Here is a 21475-nt window from a genome sequence, read left to right on the forward strand (position 1 = left end):
ATAAACTACGAATTTTCCCCTACAGGAAACCCGCGAGCCCGGATGGATCAAAGCGCATCCGGCCAGCACCTGCGCGCTAACGGATTTATGCGTGCAGCACAAAATCTGCCATAGTTCCAGCGACAAAAGCACAGGGCAAAATCAGGCCATCGTGGTGGAACAAAAGCGTTTTATGGCAGTCTTTCCCACTCTTTTCACCGTATAATCGCCGACACAAATCATTCTTATTACTTCAAAGTAAAGACGCCCGACATGCCTCGTTTAGCCATCACCACCAGCCTGATCGCTGCCGTTTTCAGCAGCTCGATTCTTTTCAGCCCAGCCGCCCGCGCCTTTGTGCCGCCCGTTCCCGAGATTGCAGCCAAATCCTATTACCTGTACGACAAGCAAAGCGGCCAGATTCTGGCCTCGCGTGATCCGGACATGCGCGTTGAGCCCGCATCGCTGACCAAGCTGATGACGGCCTATCTGACGTTCAAAATGGTCAAGGAAGGCAAGCTCAAACTGGAGCAGACTTTGCTGGTGTCGGAAAAAGGCTGGAAAACCGAAGGCTCGCGGATGTATCTGGATCCGAAAGTGCCTGCCACAGTGGATGATCTGATCAAGGGCATGATCGTGCAATCGGGCAACGACGCCTGCGTGACGCTGGCCGAAGCGATTGCTGGTAGCGAAGAAGTGTTTGCCCAGATGATGAATGCCGAAGCCAAACGACTGGGGCTGAAAGGCTCGAACTTTACCAATTCAACCGGCTTGCCCGATCCGGCCTTGCACGTCACCACCAGCGATCTGGCGCGTCTGGCCAATGCCATCATCAATGATTTTCCCGAGTTTTATCACATCTACTCGATCAAGGAATTCAAGTACAACAATATCAGCCAACCCAACCGCAACTTGCTGCTCTACCGCGACCCCTTCGTGGATGGCATGAAAACTGGCCACACCAATAGCGCTGGTTACAATCTGGTGGCATCGACCAAACGCGACAATCGTCGCCTGATTTCAGTGGTTGTGGGCACCGCCAGCCCGGAAGTGCGCGCAGCAGAATCGTCCAAGCTGCTCAACTGGGGCACGCAGTTTTTCGAAACGCCCAAACTCTACGCCGCCAAACAGGCCGTGCAGCAGGTGCCGGTCTGGAAAGGTAAGGAATCACAAATTGGCGTGGGCTTTTTGAATGACCAGTTTATTACGGTACCCAAAGGCGATGCAGCCAAGCTCAAAATCGACCTGACCACCCAGCAGCCTTTGATTGCCCCGATCAAGGTCGGCCAGCAAGTGGGCACTCTGAAAATCACACTCGATGGCAAAGTGCTCGCTGAGCGCGCCGTCGTTGCCGTTGCGGCAGTGGAAGAAGCCAGCATTTTTGGCCGTGCCTGGGATACGATCCGCCTGTGGTGGAAAGGCCTGTTCGGTTAATCACTGAGCACCAAACACGATCCCTAACAAAAAAGCCCAGTCTGTAAACTGGGCTTTTTTGTATCGTGGATATCGTTATCAGTTGGGTAGAGGCAAGATAGGATGCGTTCCCTGCTTGGCGGCAATCGCCGCTTCGTAGAAAAACACGCCGTTGATATCCTTGCCGAACATATACGGTTTTTTCAGCTGGGCAAAGTGGGCCAGCGTGGCGGCGTCAGCGGGGGCATTGATAAAGCCCTGTTTAAGCCCGGCCGCTTTCAGCACGCCTTCGGGCGAATTGGCGTCGATGCTCACTGGCTGCTCGCCCGTATCCCAATACCGGCTCACCTGCCCGCCCAGCGGAGATAATTTCACCCCGTACATTTGTGGCCCTAGCTGCGATTGCAAATGCCAGCCCATGGTGTGAATGTCTTGCTTGGTGTCCGGGTTAATCCCCGACACGGCAGGGATGCCATGCGATGAATTGGTCCAGATAATCACTTTTTTATCTTTGAGCGGCTGATTGAGCAGCCACTGCACATTGTCGGCCATCGCGGTATCGCGGTAATCGTAGTTTTTGTCGTCGCGGTGCTGTTGGCGGATCACATTGGCGGCAATGCCGCGTACCTGGCGGCACCACCAGCCAGCATTGTCGCGCATTGCGTTGCTGCTGGCCGCCTCCTGACACAGCTCGCTTTCCAGCTGCGTCGAGATTTTATTAAACTGCGCCAAATCAGCGCCCTGGCTATTGAGCGAAATCGCTTTTTTCGCCACTTCGACATAGCCCGGCCAGGCCGCATCAGCCAGCGTGGCCGAACTGCGCTGCTGCAGATAGCTTTCCAGTGTGGGAATCAGCTCGTTAATCGACGTGGTGCCCGCCAGCGGAATATCAATGCCATACAACTGCAATGGATTATCAGTATTTCGCACACTATCGACATACTGCAGCACTTTGCGGCTGGCGTCGGTTTGCGAGTACATATAAAACACCCGACCCGGTGCCAGATCGGTCAGGCTGGCGTCTTTTTCAATCGCGCTGCGCCACATGGCTTCGACGTCAAACATCGCACTTTCGATCAGCAAGGCGTCAAAGCCCTTATCCTGATGCAGATACTGCACCAGCCGGTTCATCAATTCAAACGCATTGGCGTCCGCGTAGCTGTCTTCATTGAGCACCACCACGCGCGCGTCGCCAATCGCCTCGCCAAATGCCGCCAGATCCTGCCGGTCTGTCGCTTGCCCGGCGTCCAGCGCAGCCAGCGGTTTGGCATTGGCCTTGAGCCAATCCTGCGCCGCGCTCAAGGCCGCCTGCAAAGACGCCGCCGTGCTGCCTGCGGTTTGAGCCGTTTCTGTTTTCTCACCACAGCCTGCCAAGGCCAAGCCTAAGATCATTCCCAGGGCATATCGACGCATTGTAATTTCCCAAGTCAGCAGATTAAAAAATAGACAGCATAAAGCAAAACTTGCAGTTTCATGCCAATTACATGACAAAAAATAAAATTATAGCGCCTTGATGTTAAGCAATTCACTGCGCCAAATCAGCATCGGGCGCATCAGCAAGCCAGCCATCATATACCCTAGCCTGTATTGCCATGGAGGTATTATTCAATAATAGCTACAGGGCAATACCCATCATAAACCTGCCAATAGGTTTTTCTGACTCAGCAAATAGCCCACGCCCACAATGCAGAGCAAAGCGCTAGCCAGAAAGCCCACGCGGAAAGTGGTTTTCTGGGTTTTATGCCGCAAGGTTTGCTGCGCCAGCCAGGCTCCCGGCCAGCCGCCGCACAGGCTCACCAGATGCAAATTGGCCTCAGGAACGCGCCAGCCACCTTGGCTGGCCTGACGTTTATCCAGCCAGTACATCGCAAACACCAATACACTGCAGCCTGCACTTATCGCCAACAATAGCCAGCGCGCCGGTGAACTGAGCACCATCAGCAAAAACAGCGGCAACAAGCCGTACATCAAATAATCGATCAGATCTTTGTTCGCGCCGCTCGCCACGGCAGGCTTACCCTCTTTTTTCGGCGCGATGCTCACCGCCTGCACGCGCCCCTTGGCATCGCTGCCCGCCTCAAACCACAGCACATCGCCTGCCTTCGGGCGGAAATAGCCCGCGCGTTTCAACGTGCTGATATGCACAAAAACCCGCTCATCCGTGCCAGACTGGATAAATCCAAATCCCTTTGCGCCATTCCACTGCACCAGCTTGCCCTGCTTCATATTCTGCCCTTGCCTTGCCAAATAAAAAGGGGCGACAAGCTGTCGCCCCTAGGTGATGACGGTTCAATACGATAGTTCAGCCAATCAGGCCGAATACACAACCTTGCCTTTGACTATCGTTTTCGCCACTTTGCCAATCATTTCATGGCCAATAAATGGCGTATTTTTGCCTTGCGATTTCAATTTCTCCGGAATCACATACCAGCTCGCTTGCGGGTTAAACAGCAGCAAATCAGCTCGGTTACCCACCGCCAAACCAGCATCAAAGCCCAGCGCTTTGGCGGGCGTTGAGCTGATTTTGGCCAAGGCTTGCGGCAAACTAATCTTGTTGGAACGCGCCCAAGCCAAGGTCAATGGCAGCAGCAATTCCAACCCCGTTGCGCCGCGCTCGGCCTGCGCAAACGGCAGCAATTTGCCATCGTCATCCACCGGCGCGTGATCCGAGCAAATCATATCAATGGTGCCATCATTTAGCGCCGCCACAATCGCATCGCGATCGGCCACTGAGCGCAGCGGCGGATCGAAGCGGTATTGGCTGTCAAAGAAACCAATATCGAGATCAACCAGATGAATATGATTAATGCTGACATCACAAGTGAGTTTCAGCCCTTCACGTTTCGCGGCGCGAATCAGCTCCAAACCCGCCGCGCTCGACACGCGCGCCAGATGCACTTTGCAACCCGTTGCGCGCATTAGCTGCGTGATTTGCGCAATCGCGATGGTTTCGGCGACGACTGGAATTCCGGTCAGGCCAAGGCGCGAAGCGTAGGGGCCGTCGTGCGCCACGCCATCATTCACCAGCGACGCTTCTTCTGGGCGCAGGCGCAGCTCGAAACCAAAATTGGCCGCGTATTGCATCGCGCGGTACAGCACTTGCAGGTCGGCAATCGGCACATCGCCTTGCGAGAACGCCACGCAGCCCGCTTCATGCAGCTGCGCCATTTCGGTAATCTCAACGCCTTTCAGGCCGCGCGTTAAAGCACCAACCGGATACACCCGCGCCAGATCGAGCGTTTTACTGCGCTGGCGCAGCATCGTGACCAAACCGACTTCATCGAGCACGGGGTCGGTATCGGGCGTACACACCACACTCGAAATCCCGCCCGCCACTGCGGCGGCCATTTCTGAAGCCAGCGTCGCTTTGTATTCCTGACCCGGCTCGCGCAGCCGCGCAGCGAAATCGACCAAGCCCGGCGCAACGACCAAGCCCGTGGCATCAATCACTTCATCAGCAACAAAACCCGCTGGCGCGCTACCGACACCAACAATCTTGCCGTCCGCGATAAACAAATCACCGGTATTTTCAGTACCTGCCAATGGATCAACCAGTTGGCCATTTTTGATATGGATATTCTTCATGTCCAGTTTCATCACAGTAGCCCTTTCTGATTCGCAGTTACGATGCTCAATACCGCCATCCGTACAGCGATACCAAAAGTCACCTGCGGCAAAATCACCGCCTGATCGCCATCGGCCACCGCCGAATCAATCTCAACACCACGGTTCATCGGGCCTGGGTGCATCACAATCGCATCGGGCTTGGCCAGCGCGAGTTTCTCCGGCGTCAGGCCGTAATATTTGAAGAATTCCTGCGTGCTTGGCAGGTAAGCCCCAGCCATGCGTTCATTTTGCAGGCGCAGCATCGCAACGACATCAACGTCTTTTAGCCCTTCAGCCATATCGTGATACACGTGCACGCCGAGGTTTTCGACGCCGGTTGGCAGCAAGGTTTTCGGTGCGATCACGCGAATATCAGGGCAACCCAAGGTGGAGAGCGCATGGATTTGCGAGCGCGCCACGCGGCTGTGCAACACATCGCCAACAATCGCGATGCGCAGATTAGTGAAGTCGCCTTTGTAATGGCGGATCGTAAACATATCGAGCATCGCTTGCGTCGGATGCGCGTGACGGCCGTCACCGGCGTTTACTACCGCAATGCCCGGCTTCACGTGCTTGGCGATCAAATGCGCTGCGCCTGATTCCGAATGGCGTACGACAAACAGGTTCGCGCCCATCGCTTCCAGATTGTGGACGGTATCGAGCAGCGTTTCGCCTTTGGCTGTGCTCGATGCTTGAATATTCAGGCTTGATACATCGGCCGACAGACGCTTGGCGGCGATTTCAAACGTCGTGCGCGTGCGCGTCGAGTTTTCAAAAAACAGATTGAACACCGAAGTTCCAGCCAGATCGGCGAACTTTTGATTAACTAATTCGCCGCCGGAAACAAACTCAGCGGCTTTATCCAGAATCTGGTGCAAGACGCGGCGCGGCAGACCTTCGGTCGTCAACAGGTGAATCAGCTCACCTTGGGCATTTAACTGCGGGTTATACATGGCATCCTCACTCGGCACTACTGCACTTCAATTCAAGAGGGTATTGCCCTGTAGATAAATACCCAGTTGGGCTACAGAGCAATACCCATTATTCATTTACATCATTAACAATACCACTACCATCGAAGTAGGCTTGCAGGATCTGCATTGCCGCCACCTGATCGAGCGCCGGTTTCTGCTTGCGACCGCGCACGCCGATTTCATTCAAAGCTTGCGTTGCACCGGCACTACTCAAACGCTCATCAACCAGATGCACGGGCAAACTAAACCGCCCTGTCAGGCGGTTGGCAAATTTGCGCGCCAGGCGGCTCATTTCATGCTCGGCACCATCCAGATACGACGGCAGGCCAACCACCAAGCTTGAGGGTTGCCATTCCTTGATCAAGGCTTCAATACGGGCAAATTTTTTATCGTTTTCTTCAAAAGCAATCGTTTCCAGCGGATGCGCAATGCCTAACTCAGTCGAGCCCATCGCCACACCGATCCGCACTTCACCAAAATCAAAACCGAGAATTGTGCTCACATGCCCACCTGATCAGTACGAAATTGGGAGCGATTTGCGTCGCGAGCCAGTGCTAGACGCGAAGTAGCAGCGCAGAGCCCGGAATGGGCTAATGCCCATGAGGAGGTCGAGCAGCGCACGACAAAGTCTAGCACTGGCGTAGTAGCAAAGCGCCCCAATTTCATGCGTGGCCTGCGTCTTTGGATAGCATCGCTACATCAATGCCCAGCAGCGCCAGCGCCGCTTCATAACGCTCGTCCGACGGCACCTCAAACAGGATTTTCATATCATCCATCGGCACTGTGAGCCAGGAATTCTCGGCGATTTCTTTTTCCAACTGCCCCGCTTCCCAACCGGCAAAACCCAGCGCCACAAACATCTGCGCGGGGCCGCCGCCTTCGCCCACCGCGCTTAAAATATCGCGCGATGTCGTTAGCCCCAGCGAATCGCTGACCGCCAGCGAAGCCTGCCAACTGCCCAGCGGCGAGTGCAGAATAAAGCCGCGATCGGTCTGCACCGGGCCGCCAAAATGCACTGGCAAATCCGCCACATCGGGTCGATGCAGCTCGACTTCGATTTGCTCGAACAAGGTTTGCACATTCATGCCCAGCGGGCGATTCAAAATCACCCCCATCGCCCCGGCAGCGGTATGCTCGCAAATCAAAATCAGCGAACGCGCAAAAATCGGGTCAGCCAAACTGGGCATCGCCACCAGAAAGTGACGCGAGAGATTCATTTCAGCGGTATTTTCCATAGCCGCAATTATCGCATAGCTTTTGCGCGGTTGCTGAGGCGAAACCAAATTGCCCTCACAACGGCAATTTGGCCGCAGCGCTCACAAACAGATGCAATATACATCAACGTATATGCCTACAGACCTTACTCAGAAACAATTTCAGCCCTATACCCGTAGCCTAAATAAGCTGAGTGCGTCGTAAAGCGCCAAAATCAAACTGCAAAATATACTGCTTCACAAGACGATGAACGATGAGTGCGGCCACCAGTGAGCATTAAATCGCCGAACGACACAGCAAATGCAATCACATACCATTTTGATAGCATGCCCGTATGCATTGGAAATGCTTTGGCATCGCCCCTTCGCATCCGGTCATTTTTCGGGCATTGAACGCACAGCGGCTACGCTAGCGTACAATACGCTACCATTCGGTATTGATTGAACAAGAGAACTCCATGACCGCGACAAAGACCACTGCCATCGTCTGGCTACGCCGTGATTTGCGTATTTCTGATAACGCCGCGCTGTATACCGCGCTGAAAAATGCCGATCAGGTGGTGCTGGCGTTTGTGTTTGATACGACGATTCTGGCGGGGCTGCCCAAGCAGGATCGTCGGGTTGAGTTTATCTGGGAAGCACTGAAAGACATTAAAACCGCGCTACGCCAGTACAACACCGACATCGTGATTCGTCATGGCGATCCACTGACTGAAATCCCAGCCTTGGCCGAGCAATATGCGGCCAGCGCAGTGTATTGCAATCGCGACTACGAGCCAGCCGCCATCAAACGAGATGGGTATGTGGCTGCAGCCCTTAAAGAGCAAGGCCGCTATTTCAATACCTATAAAGATCAAGTGATCTTCGAGCAGGATGAAGTGCTGACGCAATCGGGCACGATGTACAGCGTATTCTCGCCGTACAAACGCGCGTGGCTGACTAAGCTCGATGGCAAGGCGATGAAATCTTGGCCGGTGAATAAATTTATTCACAAACTGATGCCGATGAAGGCGCAGTATTTCCCGTCGCTCAAAGAGCTGGGTTTTGCCAAAACCAATTTGGCCGAATTGAAAATCCCGCTGGGGATGGCGGGAGCGGAAAAGCTGTTTGAAGACTTTAAAAACCGCATCGACGATTACAAAGAAGCGCGCGATTTTCCTGCTGTAAAAGGCGTTTCATATCTATCGGTGCATTTGCGCTTTGGTACGGTGTCGATCCGCGAGCTGGTGAATTACGCCTATCACCATGGCGGTGCCGGTGCGGAAACTTGGCTGTCCGAGCTGATCTGGCGCGAGTTTTATCAGCAAATTTTGTGGCACCGCCCGGATGTGGTCGAGCATGCGTTCAAGCCAGAATACGATGCGCTGCCGTTCCCGAATCACCCCGAGTTATTCGCGGCGTGGTGTCGCGGCGAAACAGGCTACCCATTGGTCGACGCGGCAATGCGCCAGCTCAATCAAACCGGCTATATGCACAATCGCCTACGCATGGTGGTGGCGAGCTTCCTGGTGAAAGATTTGCTGATCGATTGGCGCTGGGGCGAGCAATATTTTGCCGAGAATCTGCTGGATTTTGATCTGGCGGCCAATAATGGCGGCTGGCAATGGGCGGCTTCAACCGGTTGTGATGCGCAACCCTACTTCCGCATTTTCAACCCAGTATCGCAATCAGAAAAATTTGACCCGCAAGGCAAATTTATTCGCCGCTATTGTCCTGAGCTGGCCGATTTGCCCAACGAGGCCATCCATGCACCATGGGAAGCCAAGGCCAGTACGCGCCGTTCGGCCAATTTCCTGCAAGACACTGATTATTTCCCGCCGATTGTCGATCACGCCGAACAGCGCGAAGCCGCATTGGCGCTATTCAAGCAAGCCAAAAGTGACGCCGCGATCAAGGAGAAATAACAACAGCAGCATGGATTGAAGTGCGGCAGCATGGGCATTTTGGCCTAATATGTCCAGATAGGCATCCACGGTGGGTGCTCAATCTGGACTTGAATTCATGCCTGAAATAATTGCTCTGATTGCCCCACAAAACATCATGCCCGCCTTTGCCGACTCTCTTGGCATTCTGGGCGCCCACGAGCACCATGTTGCCATGATGCATGCATCAGGCAGCCATACCCAAATCCAGCGCTTTACCCTGCAAACGCCGGTTCAGAAAATTCATTTCCAGGAATCAAGCCGCTGGCTACTGGCTGCGCTGTCCAATAGTGGGGCCATTACGCCCTATTTGCACAAAGAACGCATTCTGGTTTGTGCATTAGGGGCTTGCAATAACCATCAGCAACTGGCCAGTGAATTGCAGCTACTTCCCGGATGCAGCCTGGGTAATTTGATTGCGGCACTACTAGATCGGGCCCTGCAAGCGGGGCATACATTCAGCGCAGCGCTAAAGCAATTGGAAGGCAAGTTTGATGGCGATGTCAGCCTGATCGCCCAATACACCTCGGATGCACAATATTTCTACGCGCTCAATCTGGGCGTCCCGCTCTTTTTGGGGCTGGAATCCGGTCTTGGGCAGATTTGCAGCAGCAGTGCCAAATTAATCCGCCTCCGTGCCAACCCGGTACACGAAGTCAACCACGGCGAAGTCGTGCGCTTTGGTCTGAATGCTCCCGCCCTGTGCCACAGCAATGGTGACACCAGCCCACTCATCATGTCGGCCAGCAAAACACTGAGCGTACCCCATCACATGCTGGCAGAAATTCAGAGCCAGCCCGTAACACTGGCCGCACAGATTGACAAATACAAAGCCGAGCAGGTTTTTCCCAAGCCACTTTTAGCCAAACTGGCCGGAATCCACAGCGTAACGCTGCTGGCCAGTGGCTCCAGTTTCCATGCAGCGATGATTGCCAGCTACTGGTTTGAAACCTTAGCCGGATTAAAAACTCAGGTCGAGCTTGCCAGTGAATACCGCTATCGCGACATTCACCCTGACAGCCACGAGCTGATGATCGCCATTTCACAATCAGGCGAAACAGCAGACACAGTAGAAGCCTTGCGCCTGGCGCAGCAGAAAGGTCACCCGGAAACAATTGCACTCTGCAATGCCGCCAATAGCACACTGACCACACTCACCGACCACACCTTGCTCACCAACAGTGGGGCAGAACTATCAGTAAGCTCAACCAAATCATTCACAGCACAATTGCTGCTGCTTTATCAACTGGCATTAACGCTTGGAAAAACCCGAAAAACACTGAGCGCAGAACAAATCGCTCGCGCCGAGCAGGAAATGTCCAATCTGGCCAAAGTGATCCACGCAACACTGGATCACAGCAAAGAGCTGCGGCGCTGGGCTGGTGAGCTACATAGCAAGCAAAATCTCTTTGTCATCGGCCGACACGCCATGTATCCCGTGGCGCTAGAAGGGGCCTTCAAATTCAAGGAAGTCGCCTATCAGCACGCCACCGGCTTTGCCGCTGGCGAACTCAAGCACGGCCCAATTACCTTGGTCAACGACGACCTGCCGGTAATCGCCTGCTTGCCATGGAATGCCCATGCCGAACGAACGCTGAGCAATTTGCACGAAATTCGGGCTAATCGCGGCGAAATTTTTGTGCTTTCCGACGGCAATCTGGCGTCCAGCGATAAATTTAGCGTCATCCACATGCCATCAGGCCTGCATGATCTGGCACCGATTGCATACAGCGTTGCCTTGCAACTACTCGCGTATCACAGCGCAGTACTGCGCGGCAATACCATCGACAGCCCTCGAAATCTAGCAAAATCACAGATCACGGCTTGAAAAAGCAATCTGTGCGCAGATGCCAACGTTGAAGCAGGGGCTAATTCACGGACCGATCCCGGGTCACCTGCTTCAGAGGGTATCTACCTACAAAGCAATCTGAGCCGACCCTCTAGCTATATACCCATCCACACTAGCCATTGCACTTGCACATCTAGCGGACAGCAAAAAGCCCAGCTCTTTCGAACTGGGCTTCTGGCTTTCTTAGGGTAGTCTGGCAATGACCTACTTTCACACGGGCAATCCGCACTATCATCGGCGCTGAGGCGTTTCACTGTCCTGTTCGGGATGGGAAGGAGTGGGACCACCTCGCTATGGTCACCAGACAAAACTGGGTGAGTCGCTGTTTTTTCAAACAACTACTCGAAATCAATAGAAGAAGTAATCTTTCATCAGTCGCATTCGCATGCTTCCGGTTCATCTCTTTATTCAACAATTCGCAATCGGGTCGATTGCACCTTCATCGCATAACGCGTCTCAGGTTATAGGATCAAGCCTCACGGGCAATTAGTATCGGTTAGCTTAACGCATTACTGCGCTTCCACACCCGACCTATCAACGTCCTGGTCTCGAACGATCCTTTAGAGGTCTTAAAGACCTAGGGAAGTCTCATCTTGAGGCTAGTTTCGCGCTTAGATGCTTTCAGCGCTTATCTATTCCCGACTTAGCTACCCGGCAATGCCACTGGCGTGACAACCGGTACACCAGAGGTCAGTCCACTCCGGTCCTCTCGTACTAGGAGCAGCCCCCCTCAAACTTCCAACGCCCACTGCAGATAGGGACCAAACTGTCTCACGACGTTTTGAACCCAGCTCACGTACCACTTTAAATGGCGAACAGCCATACCCTTGGGACCGGCTACAGCCCCAGGATGTGATGAGCCGACATCGAGGTGCCAAACTCCGCCGTCGATGTGAACTCTTGGGCGGAATCAGCCTGTTATCCCCGGAGTACCTTTTATCCGTTGAGCGATGGCCCTTCCATTCAGAACCACCGGATCACTATGTCCTGCTTTCGCACCTGCTCGACTTGTCGGTCTCGCAGTTAAGCCGCCTTTTGCCATTACACTATCAGTACGATGTCCGACCGTACCTAGGCGACCTTCGAGCTCCTCCGTTACAATTTGGGAGGAGACCGCCCCAGTCAAACTGCCTACCATGCACGGTCCCCGATCCGGATAACGGACCAAGGTTAGAACCTCAAAGGGGTCAGGGTGGTATTTCAAGGACGGCTCCACTGAAACTAGCGTTCCAGCTTCAAAGCCTCCCACCTATCCTACACAAACCACTTCAAAGTCCAATGCAAAGCTACAGTAAAGGTTCACGGGGTCTTTCCGTCTAGCAGCGGGGAGATTGCATCTTCACAAACACTTCAACTTCGCTGAGTCTCGGGAGGAGACAGTAGGGCCATCGTTACGCCATTCGTGCGGGTCGGAACTTACCCGACAAGGAATTTCGCTACCTTAGGACCGTTATAGTTACGGCCGCCGTTTACTGGGACTTCAATCAAGAGCTTGCACCCCATCATTTAATCTTCCAGCACCGGGCAGGCGTCACACCGTATACATCCACTTTCGTGTTAGCACAGTGCTGTGTTTTTGATAAACAGTCGCAGCCCTCATTTCTCTGCGGCCTCATTTAGCTCCGGTTGTACACCTTCACCTACTAGAGGCACACCTTCTCCCGAAGTTACGGTGTCAATTTGCCGAGTTCCTTCTCCCGAGTTCTCTCAAGCACCTTAGAATTCTCATCCTACCCACCTGTGTCGGTTTGCGGTACGGTTCGATATTAGCTGAAGCTTAGTGGCTTTTCTTGGAAGCAGGGTATCGCTCACTTCGTCTACAAGTAGACTCGTCATCATGCCTCAGCGTTAAAGCAGCCCGGATTTGCCTAAGCCACACGCCTACACACTTAAACCAACTCTTCCAACCGTTGGCTGAGGTAACCTTCTCCGTCCCCACATCGCACTAATACCAAGTACAGGAATATTAACCTGTTTCCCATCGACTACGCATTTCTGCCTCGCCTTAGGGGCCGACTCACCCTGCGCCGATGAACGTTGCGCAGGAAACCTGGGGTTTTCGGTGAGGGGGCTTTTCACCCCCTTTATCGCTACTCATGTCAGCATTCGCACTTCTGATACCTCCAGCATCCTTCTCAAGACACCTTCACAGGCTTACAGAACGCTCCTCTACCATATGTACATGGTACATATCCGCGTCTTCGGTTATCAATTTGAGCCCCGTTACATCTTCCGCGCAGGACGACTCGACCAGTGAGCTATTACGCTTTCTTTAAATGATGGCTGCTTCTAAGCCAACATCCTGGCTGTCTATGCCTTCCCACCTCGTTTTCCACTTAATTGATCATTTGGGACCTTAGACGGCGGTCTGGGTTGTTTCCCTCTTGTCCCAGGACGTTAGCACCCCAGGACTGTCTCCCATGCTCGCACTTGACGGTATTCAGAGTTTGCCATGGTTTGGTAAGTCGCGATGACCCCCTAGCCATAACAGTGCTTTACCCCCGTCAGTGATACATGAGGCACTACCTAAATAGTTTTCGAGGAGAACCAGCTATTTCCAAGTTTGTTTAGCCTTTCACCCCTAGCCACAGCTCATCCCCTGACTTTGCAACGTCAGTGGGTTCGGACCTCCAGTGCGTGTTACCGCACCTTCATCCTGGCCATGGCTAGATCACTTGGTTTCGGGTCTACGCCCAGCAACTGTGCGCCCTATTCGGACTCGGTTTCCCTACGCCTCCCCTATTTGGTTAAGCTTGCTACTGAACGTAAGTCGCTGACCCATTATACAAAAGGTACGCAGTCACGGAACAAGTCCGCTCCCACTGTTTGTATGCATCCGGTTTCAGGTTCTATTTCACTCCCCTCCCGGGGTTCTTTTCGCCTTTCCCTCACGGTACTGGTTCACTATCGGTCGATGATGAGTATTTAGCCTTGGAGGATGGTCCCCCCATCTTCAAACAGGATTTCTCGTGTCCCGCCCTACTTCTCGTACGCTTAGTACCACAATTGTGTTTTCATATACGGGGCTATCACCCACTATGGCGGCACTTTCCATTGCCTTCTATTAACACGACTGCTATCACGTACAGGCTCTTCCCATTTCGCTCGCCACTACTTTGGGAATCTCGGTTGATTTCTTTTCCTGCGGTTACTTAGATGTTTCAGTTCACCGCGTTCGCTTCACATGACCTATGTATTCAGTCAAGGATGACCCAAAAGGGCCGGGTTTCCCCATTCGGAAATCGTGGGATCAAAGCACTTTGCCAGCTCCCCCACGCTTATCGCAGGCTATCACGTCCTTCGTCGCCTATCATCGCCAAGGCATCCACCAGATGCACTTATTCGCTTGATCCTATAACCTCAAACACGTTTTACCGTGATCTCGGTTTAGAGTATCGGTATTTACGACTTGTTGAATAGTTTCTCAGGCTATTCAACGGCTAGTCTTTCGACTAGCAGATACAATCAACCCAATTTCATACTGTAAGGAGTGAGGCGTAAGGCGTGAGGCGTAAACCTCAAACCCAACTTCACTCCTACATTGTTTAATTAGGAGATATTACTTCTTCTATTTTGTTAAAGAACGATACAGCCAATTAAATCGCCGCTGATTTAAGAAATCAGAATTCAAACAACTAACGGTGTTAATTGCTTCAATTGTGATATCTCGTTTAAGCTAGTTTGGAACAGGTTTTACACCTTACTCTTCACGCCTAACACCTCACAGTTTGATTGGTGGAGGATGACGGGATCGAACCGACGACCCCCTGCTTGCAAAGCAGGTGCTCTCCCAACTGAGCTAATCCCCCAATCTGGCATTACTAAGCTGTTTCCACTGATGAATCAATGGTGGGTCAAGCTGGAATCGAACCAGCGACCCCCGCCTTATCAAGACGGTGCTCTAACCGACTGAGCTACTGACCCAGCTTCCAACCAAGTCCGTAACCCAACAATGAATTGCTTCATTGCTCAGCTACTTTCTCTGTATCTTCAAAATCTACAGCCGATGAGTGTGAGTACTTGACCCGCAGGTCTTTCTCTTGAAAGGAGGTGATCCAGCCGCAGGTTCCCCTACGGCTACCTTGTTACGACTTCACCCCAGTCATGAATCCCACCGTGGTAAGCGGCCTCCTTGCGGTTAGCCTACCTACTTCTGGTGAAACCCACTCCCATGGTGTGACGGGCGGTGTGTACAAGGCCCGGGAACGTATTCACCGCGACATGCTGATCCGCGATTACTAGCGATTCCGACTTCATGCACTCGAGTTGCAGAGTGCAATCCGGACTACGATCGGTTTTGTGAGATTGGCACCCCCTCGCGGGTTAGCGACCCTCTGTACCGACCATTGTATGACGTGTGAAGCCCTGGTCATAAGGGCCATGAGGACTTGACGTCATCCCCACCTTCCTCCGGTTTGTCACCGGCAGTCCCACTAAAGTGCTCAACTGAATGGTAGCAACTAGTGGCAAGGGTTGCGCTCGTTGCGGGACTTAACCCAACATCTCACGACACGAGCTGACGACAGCCATGCAGCACCTGTGTTACGGTTCCCGAAGGCACTCCTCGATCTCTCAAGGATTCCGTACATGTCAAGACCAGGTAAGGTTTTTCGCGTTGCATCGAATTAATCCACATCATCCACCGCTTGTGCGGGCCCCCGTCAATTCCTTTGAGTTTTAGTCTTGCGACCGTACTCCCCAGGCGGTCAACTTCACGCGTTAGCTGCGTTACTAAGCTCCGAAAAGCCCAACAACTAGTTGACATCGTTTAGGGCGTGGACTACCAGGGTATCTAATCCTGTTTGCTCCCCACGCTTTCGTGCATGAGTGTCAGTATCAGCCCAGGGGGTTGCCTTCGCCATCGGTGTTCCTCCACATCTCTACGCATTTCACTGCTACACGTGGAATTCCACCCCCCTCTGCCGTACTCTAGTTAGCCAGTTCACAATGCAATTCCCAAGTTGAGCTCGGGGATTTCACATCGTGCTTAACAAACCACCTGCGCACGCTTTACGCCCAGTAATTCCGATTAACGCTTGGACCCTACGTATTACCGCGGCTGCTGGCACGTAGTTAGCCGGTCCTTATTCTTCAGGTACTCTCATCCCCGGTGGGTATTAGCCACAAGGATTTGCTCCCTGACAAAAGCGCTTTACAACCCGAAGGCCTTCTTCACGCACGCGGCATTGCTGGATCAGGCTTGCGCCCATTGTCCAAGATTCCCCACTGCTGCCTCCCGTAGGAGTCTGGACCGTGTCTCAGTTCCAGTGTGGCGGATCGTCCTCTAAGACCCGCTACTGATCGTCGCCTTGGTGAGCCTTTACCTCACCAACTAGCTAATCAGCCATCGGCCGCTCCAATAACAAGAGGTCTTGCGATCCCCCTCTTTCCCCCGTAGGGCGTATGCGGTATTAGCTATCCTTTCGGATAGTTATCCCCCATTACTGGGTACGTTCCGATGTATTACTCACCCGTTCGCCACTCGCCACCAGACCGAAGTCCGTGCTGCCGTTCGACTTGCATGTGTAAAGCATGCCGCCAGCGTTCAATCTGAGCCAGGATCAAACTCTTTCGTTTAATCTCTAAGCTAAATGTACTACTTGGCTTGTACTTCAATACTCAAAGAAACTGCGAGATAAATTCCGAAGAATTTGTCTTTCAATTTTCTTTTCAATTGAGTGCAAGCACTTGATTTGACTTACGAATCAAGCACTCACACTCATCGGCTGTAATTTGTTAAAGATCGGGCTGAACAACCAGAGAAACGACTACTTCGTTTCGCTGCGTCATCAGCAGAGAGGCCGAACTATACCCACGCCCCTAGAAGTCGTCAACACCTATCGGCGAAGAAAATCCAACAAAGGTGCTAAGTGATTGATCGGAAAGGAAACGAAAATCGAATTATTTTGGCAAAAAGCGCAGAAAGACAAACAACAGCACCAGCGAAACGCTCAGCAAAACGCGGAAAAACCAGCAAAAATTGCGCGCAGTGGGCAGAAACAACGAAACAGAACACTCAAACCGAGCAAAACCAGATCCGAAAAGCACTCAGCCCGCTGACGCGGGCAGTGAGAGTCTTGCCAAAAGTGCTTATTACTATTCAGCAGTAATATTAGGTGCGACAATTCGCCCCATTCAATTGCTTATATGTAGGAAGCAGCATGCCTTGGCAAGAACTCCGCCTTACCACCGACTCGGCACACGCCGAAGCTTATTCTGATGCACTGTTTGATTTGGGTGCGCTGTCTGTGTCAATTGAAGATGCGGCTGCAGGCACCAGCGATGAAAAGCCCATCTTTGGCGAGCCAGGCGAGCCAGTCGATCAACTATGGGATACCAGTATTGTTCTGGCGCTGTTTGAAGCTGATGCTGAAGTAGCTCTCATTGTCGCCGCGGCGGCGAATCAATTGGAACAGGCCGAGCCCAAGTTTGAGATTGTTATTGTTGAAGAGCAAGACTGGGTGCGCTTGACCCAATCACAGTTCGACCCTATCCCGATTTCGCCACGTCTGTGGATTACACCGACATGGCACGAATGCCCTGACCCTGCTGCAGTCAATATCCAGCTCGATCCTGGCTTGGCATTCGGCACCGGCAGCCACCCCACGACACGTCTGTGCTTGCAATGGCTGGACGCCAATATCAAAGGTGGCGAGACCGTGCTGGATTATGGTTGCGGTAGCGGGATTCTAGCGATTGCAGCGATGAAGCTGGGCGCAGGTCCAACCGATGGCATTGATATTGATGCGCAAGCCATGATCGCTTCGGAGCAAAATGCCGAGCAGAACGGCGTGACGGGCCGTTTCTTCTTGCCTGATGCAGCACCCGCGCAAACTTATGATGTGGTGGTCGCCAATATCCTGACCAATCCACTCAAAGCGCTAGCTCCACTCTTGGCTGGCCGCTGCCGCGTCGGAGGCCAAATTGTGCTGTCAGGCATTTTGTCGGAACAGGCGCATGAAATTGTGGCCATCTATGGCGAGTGGTTTGACTTTGTTGCACCAAAAGAACACGAAGGCTGGGTGTGTTTAGCGGGTGTACGTAAATAAAGCGTAAATATCGGTTAAAATCGCCGCCATGACTCAAATCACGCGCTGCCCTAATTGCAGCACCTCATTTCGCGTTACCGATGATCAACTTGCAGCACACCAGGGTAAGGTGCGCTGCGGTCGGTGCTCCTTTGTGTTTAACGCGCGTGATTTTTTGCAGCGAGTTGAAAAAGCCGAAGCTACTGAAAAAGCGCAAGAGAGTATTGCTCCACAGGGCAATACTGAAAAGCCCGCCAAGGCAATACCCATAGAAACAATCATCCATGCAACTCAAGTAGCACCAAGCAGTGCTCCGCTGAATCCTCCACAAGCAGAGCCTGCGCCAGCAGTCGAGTTAGCAACCCAAACAACGGAGAAACCCGCTGAGCGCAAAAACGAGCGGGATCTGCAACGCGCACTGGCGCGTTTGATCAAAAAAACGCAGCGCCCAAAAACGCGCAAGGTGCGCAAACCATCGCGCCATACCATTGCGGTACGCGAAGAAAATCTGCCATCCGACGCAAATACCACTGCAGCGCTGCGCCAGCCTAGCGAAATCGACACCGAAGCCGAGTACCGCCCGATTCTGGATGATTCGGACGATCTGTTCCTCCCACCCAAGCGCAGCCGCTGGGCTTGGTTATGGTCATTAGGCAGCCTGCTGCTGCTGCTGGCGCTGCTGGCTCAGCTCGCTTTTAATTTCCGCCTGGAATTAAGTCAGGAATTTCCGGCCTTGCGCTCCAAATGGCAGGCCGTGTGCGTCCACCTGAAATGCGAGATGCCTCTGCCACGGCAGGCTGACTTGCTTAGATCGGAATGGTCGGAGCTGACCTATATTCCCGATCACCCGACGCTGATTCAGGTTAAAGCCACTTTGCGTAATCTAGCACCATTCGAGCAGGCGCTACCCAAACTTGAGCTGACGCTCACCGATGAAAATGAAAGAGTGGTCGCCAAAAAAGTCTTTCTCGCCAAGGAATACCTAGCTCAAACCGAAGCGGGTCAGCAGGCTATTTTACCCAACGATGAATTGCATGCGTTTTTGCAACTTGATCTGGGCAACCTTAATTCCACGGGCTACTCGCTCTACTGGTTCTATGATTGAGCTGGCGCAACCCTGCGGCGCTTCCCACTTGTAATTGCCAAGTCAAAGACCATACTGAGAAGATCATTTTTCAGGGGAACCGAGATGTCTACCGTTATGCTCAATGGCACGCCAGTCAGTATTGGTGGCCGCTTTCCACACGTGGGCGATACCGCACACAGCTTTATGCTGGTTGATACCAATTTGCAAGATGTGGCGCTATCCAAATTCTGGGGCTTGCGCAAAATAATTGCCGTGGTGCCCAGCCTTGATGCCGCCATTGGCCTGACGATTGCGCGCCGACTGGAAAAGCTGGCGTATGAGCTCAATAACACCAGCATCATGACCGTATCGGTTGATACGCCCTACGCTCTGGCCCGAATTGGTGAAGCCGAGGGCTTTCGGAAAATCCAGTTGATGTCGACATTGCGCGGGCGAGATTTTCATAAGGATTATGGCGTCATGATCACTGACGTGCCTCTATCAGGACTGATGACCACGGCCTTATTTGTGCTGGATACCAACGATACCGTGCTGTATGCCGAGCTGGTTGCCGAATTGATGAACGAGCCCAATTACGATGCAGCAATGGAAATCCTCAACCCGCCACCGGCCGAAGCAGAGGGCGAATAAGCGGCGTACCTCAAACAAAAAGCCGATTTTCGGCTTTTTTTTATGGCCACTGCCCCCATATCTGCTTTGGCAACAATTAAATCAATATCTTGCCCATACTCAACGACCACTTAATGATTGGAGATTTACCCATGTCCACAGTTACTCTTGGCGGCAACCCTGTCAACGTAAACGGCAACTTTCCTGCAACAGGTAGCACAGCACCTGCGTTTTCGCTTGTTGCCAAAGACCTGTCCAACGTTACCTTGGCCAGCCTGGCTGGCAAGCGCAAAATCCTGAATATTTTCCCAAGTGTCGACACACCAACGTGCGCCGCATCGGTACGCCGCTTTAATGAAGCCGCATCCAAACTGGAAAATACCGTTGTATTGTGCATTTCTGCTGATTTGCCATTCGCACAAAACCGCTTCTGCGGCGCCGAAGGCCTCGAAAATGTAGTAAATCTTTCAATCATGCGCGGCCGCGAGTTCCTGGCCGCCTACGGTGTGGAAATCGCCGAAGGCCCACTGGCAGGCGTGGCAGCGCGTGCGGTAGTTGTACTCGATGCGAATGATCAGGTTCTGCACAGCGAATTGGTTGCTGAAATCAAGGAAGAGCCGAATTACGCCGCTGCTTTGGCCTTTCTGGCTTAAGCAAAAAGATGCATTAGCTCCATCGCCAAAATCAGTTGGCCTTTCTGGGCGGATTAACCGAGCAAGCTGGCGGCGGTGACTGAATAAGGGCAAATACCGTAAAATGCACGATGACGGGTTTGCCCTTTTTATATGCGCCCTACTTTGTTAAACCGCAGCACCGAGACAGAAAGTCACCATGAGCGATTGGCCCAGCGAGCTATTTGAAAATCACCCGGCCTTCCAGCCCATCCGTGCGCACCTGTCACGTTTTTCAGCCCCACCCAATTATCAGGACTGGGCGGCAACTCCCGTCGTGGCACACAGCGCCAGTGGCGCGCCCATTCGCTTTGTCCCTAGCGAACAAATTAGCGAATATTATGAGCTGGCCATTTACCAGCACGGCCAGGTTGCGACGCGGCTGAACTGGCATGACACGTTTAACGCCATGATCTGGCATGCTTTTCCACTGAGCAAATCAGCGCTAAATGCCATGCATCACCGCATCATCGCCGCCGATCCGGCCGCAAAAGCCCGTGGACCTGCGCGCGACGCTGCCACGCTGTTTGATGAATGCGGCTTCATCCTGCCCTACTGTGACGAGCAATTATTGGATTATCTGATTGCGCATGAGTGGACCGAGCTATTTGTCGATCACGCAGCAGCATGGGGCCAGCGGATTTCAGCGTTCTCGTTTGGGCACGCCAATTTTGAACATCTGCTCGCTCCTTTTATCGGCCTTACCGGCAAATGCTGGCCAGTCAAAGTGCAAGCCGATTTTTTCCAGCGCGATACCGCAAGTCAATGCCAAGAACTAGATCAGATACTAGCTCGCCTGATCAATGACCATTGCTTGCAAAAACCACGACAATTACCCGCACTACCTTACCTGGGCATCCCCGGCTGGCATCCGCAACAAAACGCCTCGTTCTACGAAAACCGCCAATATTTCCGAAAAAAGCGCATCCGCTCGCCAAACGATCATTGAGTTAGTTTTAATGTGGCCGCATTTGCGCTGATTTTGAACGACAAACAGGCTAGATTGTTTAAATAATGACGACGAATGCAGGCAGTCCCCAAAATTGTAATTCACTTCACCAGAATTCATAGCAAGTTGTCCTTAGGTCAGCGAAGCGCAAAACTAACAGGACGGGCTTTGTCT

The 21475-nt window shown here is 52.8% G+C and carries 15 protein-coding genes, 2 tRNA genes and 3 rRNA genes; 9 read left to right on the plus strand and 11 right to left on the minus strand.

The window, feature by feature from the left end; all coding sequences use genetic code 11:
* The first annotated feature begins 252 nt into the window (after nucleotides 1-252).
* Nucleotides 253-1413 carry a D-alanyl-D-alanine carboxypeptidase family protein gene (locus ABHF33_RS04345; RefSeq protein WP_348945807.1) on the plus strand — a complete coding sequence of 387 codons (1161 nt, stop codon included), beginning with the start codon at nucleotides 253-255 and terminating at the stop codon, nucleotides 1411-1413.
* Nucleotides 1414-1491: 78 nt separating this feature from the next.
* On the opposite strand, the gene ABHF33_RS04350 is transcribed toward ABHF33_RS04345, so the two are convergent.
* The 6 genes from ABHF33_RS04350 to ABHF33_RS04375 form a co-directional block, all read right to left on the minus strand.
* A complete protein-coding gene (locus ABHF33_RS04350; RefSeq protein WP_348945808.1) occupies nucleotides 1492-2805 on the minus strand; it encodes an erythromycin esterase family protein in 1314 nt (437 codons plus the stop codon).
* A 219-nt stretch (nucleotides 2806-3024) separates the two neighbouring features.
* Nucleotides 3025-3618: a cold shock and DUF1294 domain-containing protein gene (locus ABHF33_RS04355; RefSeq protein WP_348945809.1), complete on the minus strand. Its 594-nt coding sequence runs from the start codon at nucleotides 3616-3618 to the stop codon at nucleotides 3025-3027.
* A gap of 84 nt (nucleotides 3619-3702) precedes the next feature.
* A complete protein-coding gene (locus ABHF33_RS04360) occupies nucleotides 3703-4989 on the minus strand; it encodes a dihydroorotase (protein ID WP_348945810.1) in 1287 nt (428 codons plus the stop codon).
* Nucleotides 4989-5951 (minus strand): aspartate carbamoyltransferase catalytic subunit, encoded by a 963-nt coding sequence (locus ABHF33_RS04365; RefSeq protein WP_348945811.1) that lies wholly within the window; start codon nucleotides 5949-5951, stop codon nucleotides 4989-4991. Before ABHF33_RS04365 ends, ABHF33_RS04360 begins: the two co-directional genes overlap by 1 nt.
* Before the next feature lie 88 nt (nucleotides 5952-6039).
* Nucleotides 6040-6474, minus strand: a complete 435-nt coding sequence (gene ruvX / locus ABHF33_RS04370; protein ID WP_348945812.1) for a Holliday junction resolvase RuvX — start codon at nucleotides 6472-6474, stop codon at nucleotides 6040-6042.
* Between the two features lie 160 nt (nucleotides 6475-6634).
* Nucleotides 6635-7207 (minus strand): YqgE/AlgH family protein, encoded by a 573-nt coding sequence (locus ABHF33_RS04375; RefSeq protein ID WP_348945813.1) that lies wholly within the window; start codon nucleotides 7205-7207, stop codon nucleotides 6635-6637.
* Between the two features lie 437 nt (nucleotides 7208-7644).
* Between ABHF33_RS04375 and ABHF33_RS04380 the strand changes: the two genes are divergently transcribed.
* On the plus strand, nucleotides 7645-9090 hold the full coding sequence (locus ABHF33_RS04380) for a cryptochrome/photolyase family protein (RefSeq protein WP_348945814.1): 1446 nt from the start codon (nucleotides 7645-7647) through the stop codon (nucleotides 9088-9090).
* Nucleotides 9091-9187: 97 nt separating this feature from the next.
* On the plus strand, nucleotides 9188-10936 hold the full coding sequence (locus ABHF33_RS04385) for an isomerizing glutamine--fructose-6-phosphate transaminase (protein ID WP_348945815.1): 1749 nt from the start codon (nucleotides 9188-9190) through the stop codon (nucleotides 10934-10936).
* Between the two features lie 212 nt (nucleotides 10937-11148).
* Here ABHF33_RS04385 and rrf read toward each other — a convergent pair.
* The 5 genes from rrf to ABHF33_RS04410 all read right to left on the minus strand — a co-directional run bounded on the left by rrf (nucleotide 11149) and on the right by ABHF33_RS04410 (nucleotide 16534).
* Nucleotides 11149-11262 (minus strand): 5S ribosomal RNA (rrf, locus tag ABHF33_RS04390).
* A 160-nt stretch (nucleotides 11263-11422) separates the two neighbouring features.
* Nucleotides 11423-14309 (minus strand): 23S ribosomal RNA (locus tag ABHF33_RS04395).
* 381 nt (nucleotides 14310-14690) lie between these two features.
* Nucleotides 14691-14766: transfer RNA gene (locus ABHF33_RS04400), tRNA-Ala, on the minus strand.
* Between the two features lie 38 nt (nucleotides 14767-14804).
* Nucleotides 14805-14881, minus strand: a tRNA-Ile gene (locus ABHF33_RS04405).
* Between the two features lie 119 nt (nucleotides 14882-15000).
* Nucleotides 15001-16534: ribosomal RNA gene (locus ABHF33_RS04410) — 16S ribosomal RNA — on the minus strand.
* The 16S, 23S and 5S rRNA genes sit together here with 2 tRNA genes alongside, the layout of an rRNA operon.
* A 293-nt stretch (nucleotides 16535-16827) precedes the next feature.
* On the opposite strand from ABHF33_RS04410, the gene ABHF33_RS04415 reads away from it, so the two are divergent.
* The 6 genes from ABHF33_RS04415 to ABHF33_RS04440 all read left to right on the plus strand — a co-directional run bounded on the left by ABHF33_RS04415 (nucleotide 16828) and on the right by ABHF33_RS04440 (nucleotide 21301).
* Nucleotides 16828-17067, plus strand: a complete 240-nt coding sequence (locus ABHF33_RS04415; protein ID WP_348945816.1) for a hypothetical protein — start codon at nucleotides 16828-16830, stop codon at nucleotides 17065-17067.
* A 51-nt stretch (nucleotides 17068-17118) separates the two neighbouring features.
* Complete coding sequence (gene prmA / locus ABHF33_RS04420) at nucleotides 17119-18006, plus strand: 50S ribosomal protein L11 methyltransferase (protein WP_348945817.1); 888 nt, start codon at nucleotides 17119-17121, stop codon at nucleotides 18004-18006.
* Nucleotides 18007-18034: 28 nt separating this feature from the next.
* Nucleotides 18035-19090 carry a DUF3426 domain-containing protein gene (locus tag ABHF33_RS04425; RefSeq protein ID WP_348945818.1) on the plus strand — a complete coding sequence of 352 codons (1056 nt, stop codon included), beginning with the start codon at nucleotides 18035-18037 and terminating at the stop codon, nucleotides 19088-19090.
* Nucleotides 19091-19174: 84 nt separating this feature from the next.
* Complete coding sequence (gene tpx, locus ABHF33_RS04430) at nucleotides 19175-19702, plus strand: thiol peroxidase (protein ID WP_157670260.1); 528 nt, start codon at nucleotides 19175-19177, stop codon at nucleotides 19700-19702.
* Between the two features lie 131 nt (nucleotides 19703-19833).
* Nucleotides 19834-20334 (plus strand): thiol peroxidase, encoded by a 501-nt coding sequence (gene tpx, locus ABHF33_RS04435; protein ID WP_348945819.1) that lies wholly within the window; start codon nucleotides 19834-19836, stop codon nucleotides 20332-20334.
* A 178-nt stretch (nucleotides 20335-20512) separates the two neighbouring features.
* The gene (locus tag ABHF33_RS04440) at nucleotides 20513-21301 is read left to right on the plus strand and encodes a DUF3025 domain-containing protein (protein WP_348945820.1); all 789 of its coding nucleotides are present in this window, start codon (nucleotides 20513-20515) and stop codon (nucleotides 21299-21301) included.
* Nucleotides 21302-21475 lie beyond the last annotated feature (174 nt).

The sequence above is a fragment of the Chitinibacter sp. FCG-7 genome, assembly GCF_040047665.1.
GTDB lineage: Bacteria > Pseudomonadota > Gammaproteobacteria > Burkholderiales > Chitinibacteraceae > Chitinibacter > Chitinibacter mangrovi.

Bases quoted from the DNA above. Each gene is read 5' to 3' on its own strand.
- prmA (WP_348945817.1), top strand. From the start codon at position 17,119: ATGCCTTGGCAAGAACTCCGCCTTACCACCGACTCGGCACACGCCGAA.
- tpx (WP_157670260.1), top strand. From the start codon at position 19,175: ATGTCTACCGTTATGCTCAATGGCACGCCAGTCAGTATTGGTGGCCGC.
- ABHF33_RS04440 (WP_348945820.1), top strand. From the start codon at position 20,513: ATGAGCGATTGGCCCAGCGAGCTATTTGAAAATCACCCGGCCTTCCAG.
- ABHF33_RS04365 (WP_348945811.1), bottom strand. From the start codon at position 5,951: ATGTATAACCCGCAGTTAAATGCCCAAGGTGAGCTGATTCACCTGTTG.
- tpx (WP_348945819.1), top strand. From the start codon at position 19,834: ATGTCCACAGTTACTCTTGGCGGCAACCCTGTCAACGTAAACGGCAAC.
- ABHF33_RS04425 (WP_348945818.1), top strand. From the start codon at position 18,035: ATGACTCAAATCACGCGCTGCCCTAATTGCAGCACCTCATTTCGCGTT.
- ABHF33_RS04375 (WP_348945813.1), bottom strand. From the start codon at position 7,207: ATGGAAAATACCGCTGAAATGAATCTCTCGCGTCACTTTCTGGTGGCG.
- ABHF33_RS04380 (WP_348945814.1), top strand. From the start codon at position 7,645: ATGACCGCGACAAAGACCACTGCCATCGTCTGGCTACGCCGTGATTTG.
- ABHF33_RS04360 (WP_348945810.1), bottom strand. From the start codon at position 4,989: ATGAAACTGGACATGAAGAATATCCATATCAAAAATGGCCAACTGGTT.
- ABHF33_RS04385 (WP_348945815.1), top strand. From the start codon at position 9,188: ATGCCTGAAATAATTGCTCTGATTGCCCCACAAAACATCATGCCCGCC.
- ABHF33_RS04355 (WP_348945809.1), bottom strand. From the start codon at position 3,618: ATGAAGCAGGGCAAGCTGGTGCAGTGGAATGGCGCAAAGGGATTTGGA.
- ABHF33_RS04350 (WP_348945808.1), bottom strand. From the start codon at position 2,805: ATGCGTCGATATGCCCTGGGAATGATCTTAGGCTTGGCCTTGGCAGGC.
- ABHF33_RS04345 (WP_348945807.1), top strand. From the start codon at position 253: ATGCCTCGTTTAGCCATCACCACCAGCCTGATCGCTGCCGTTTTCAGC.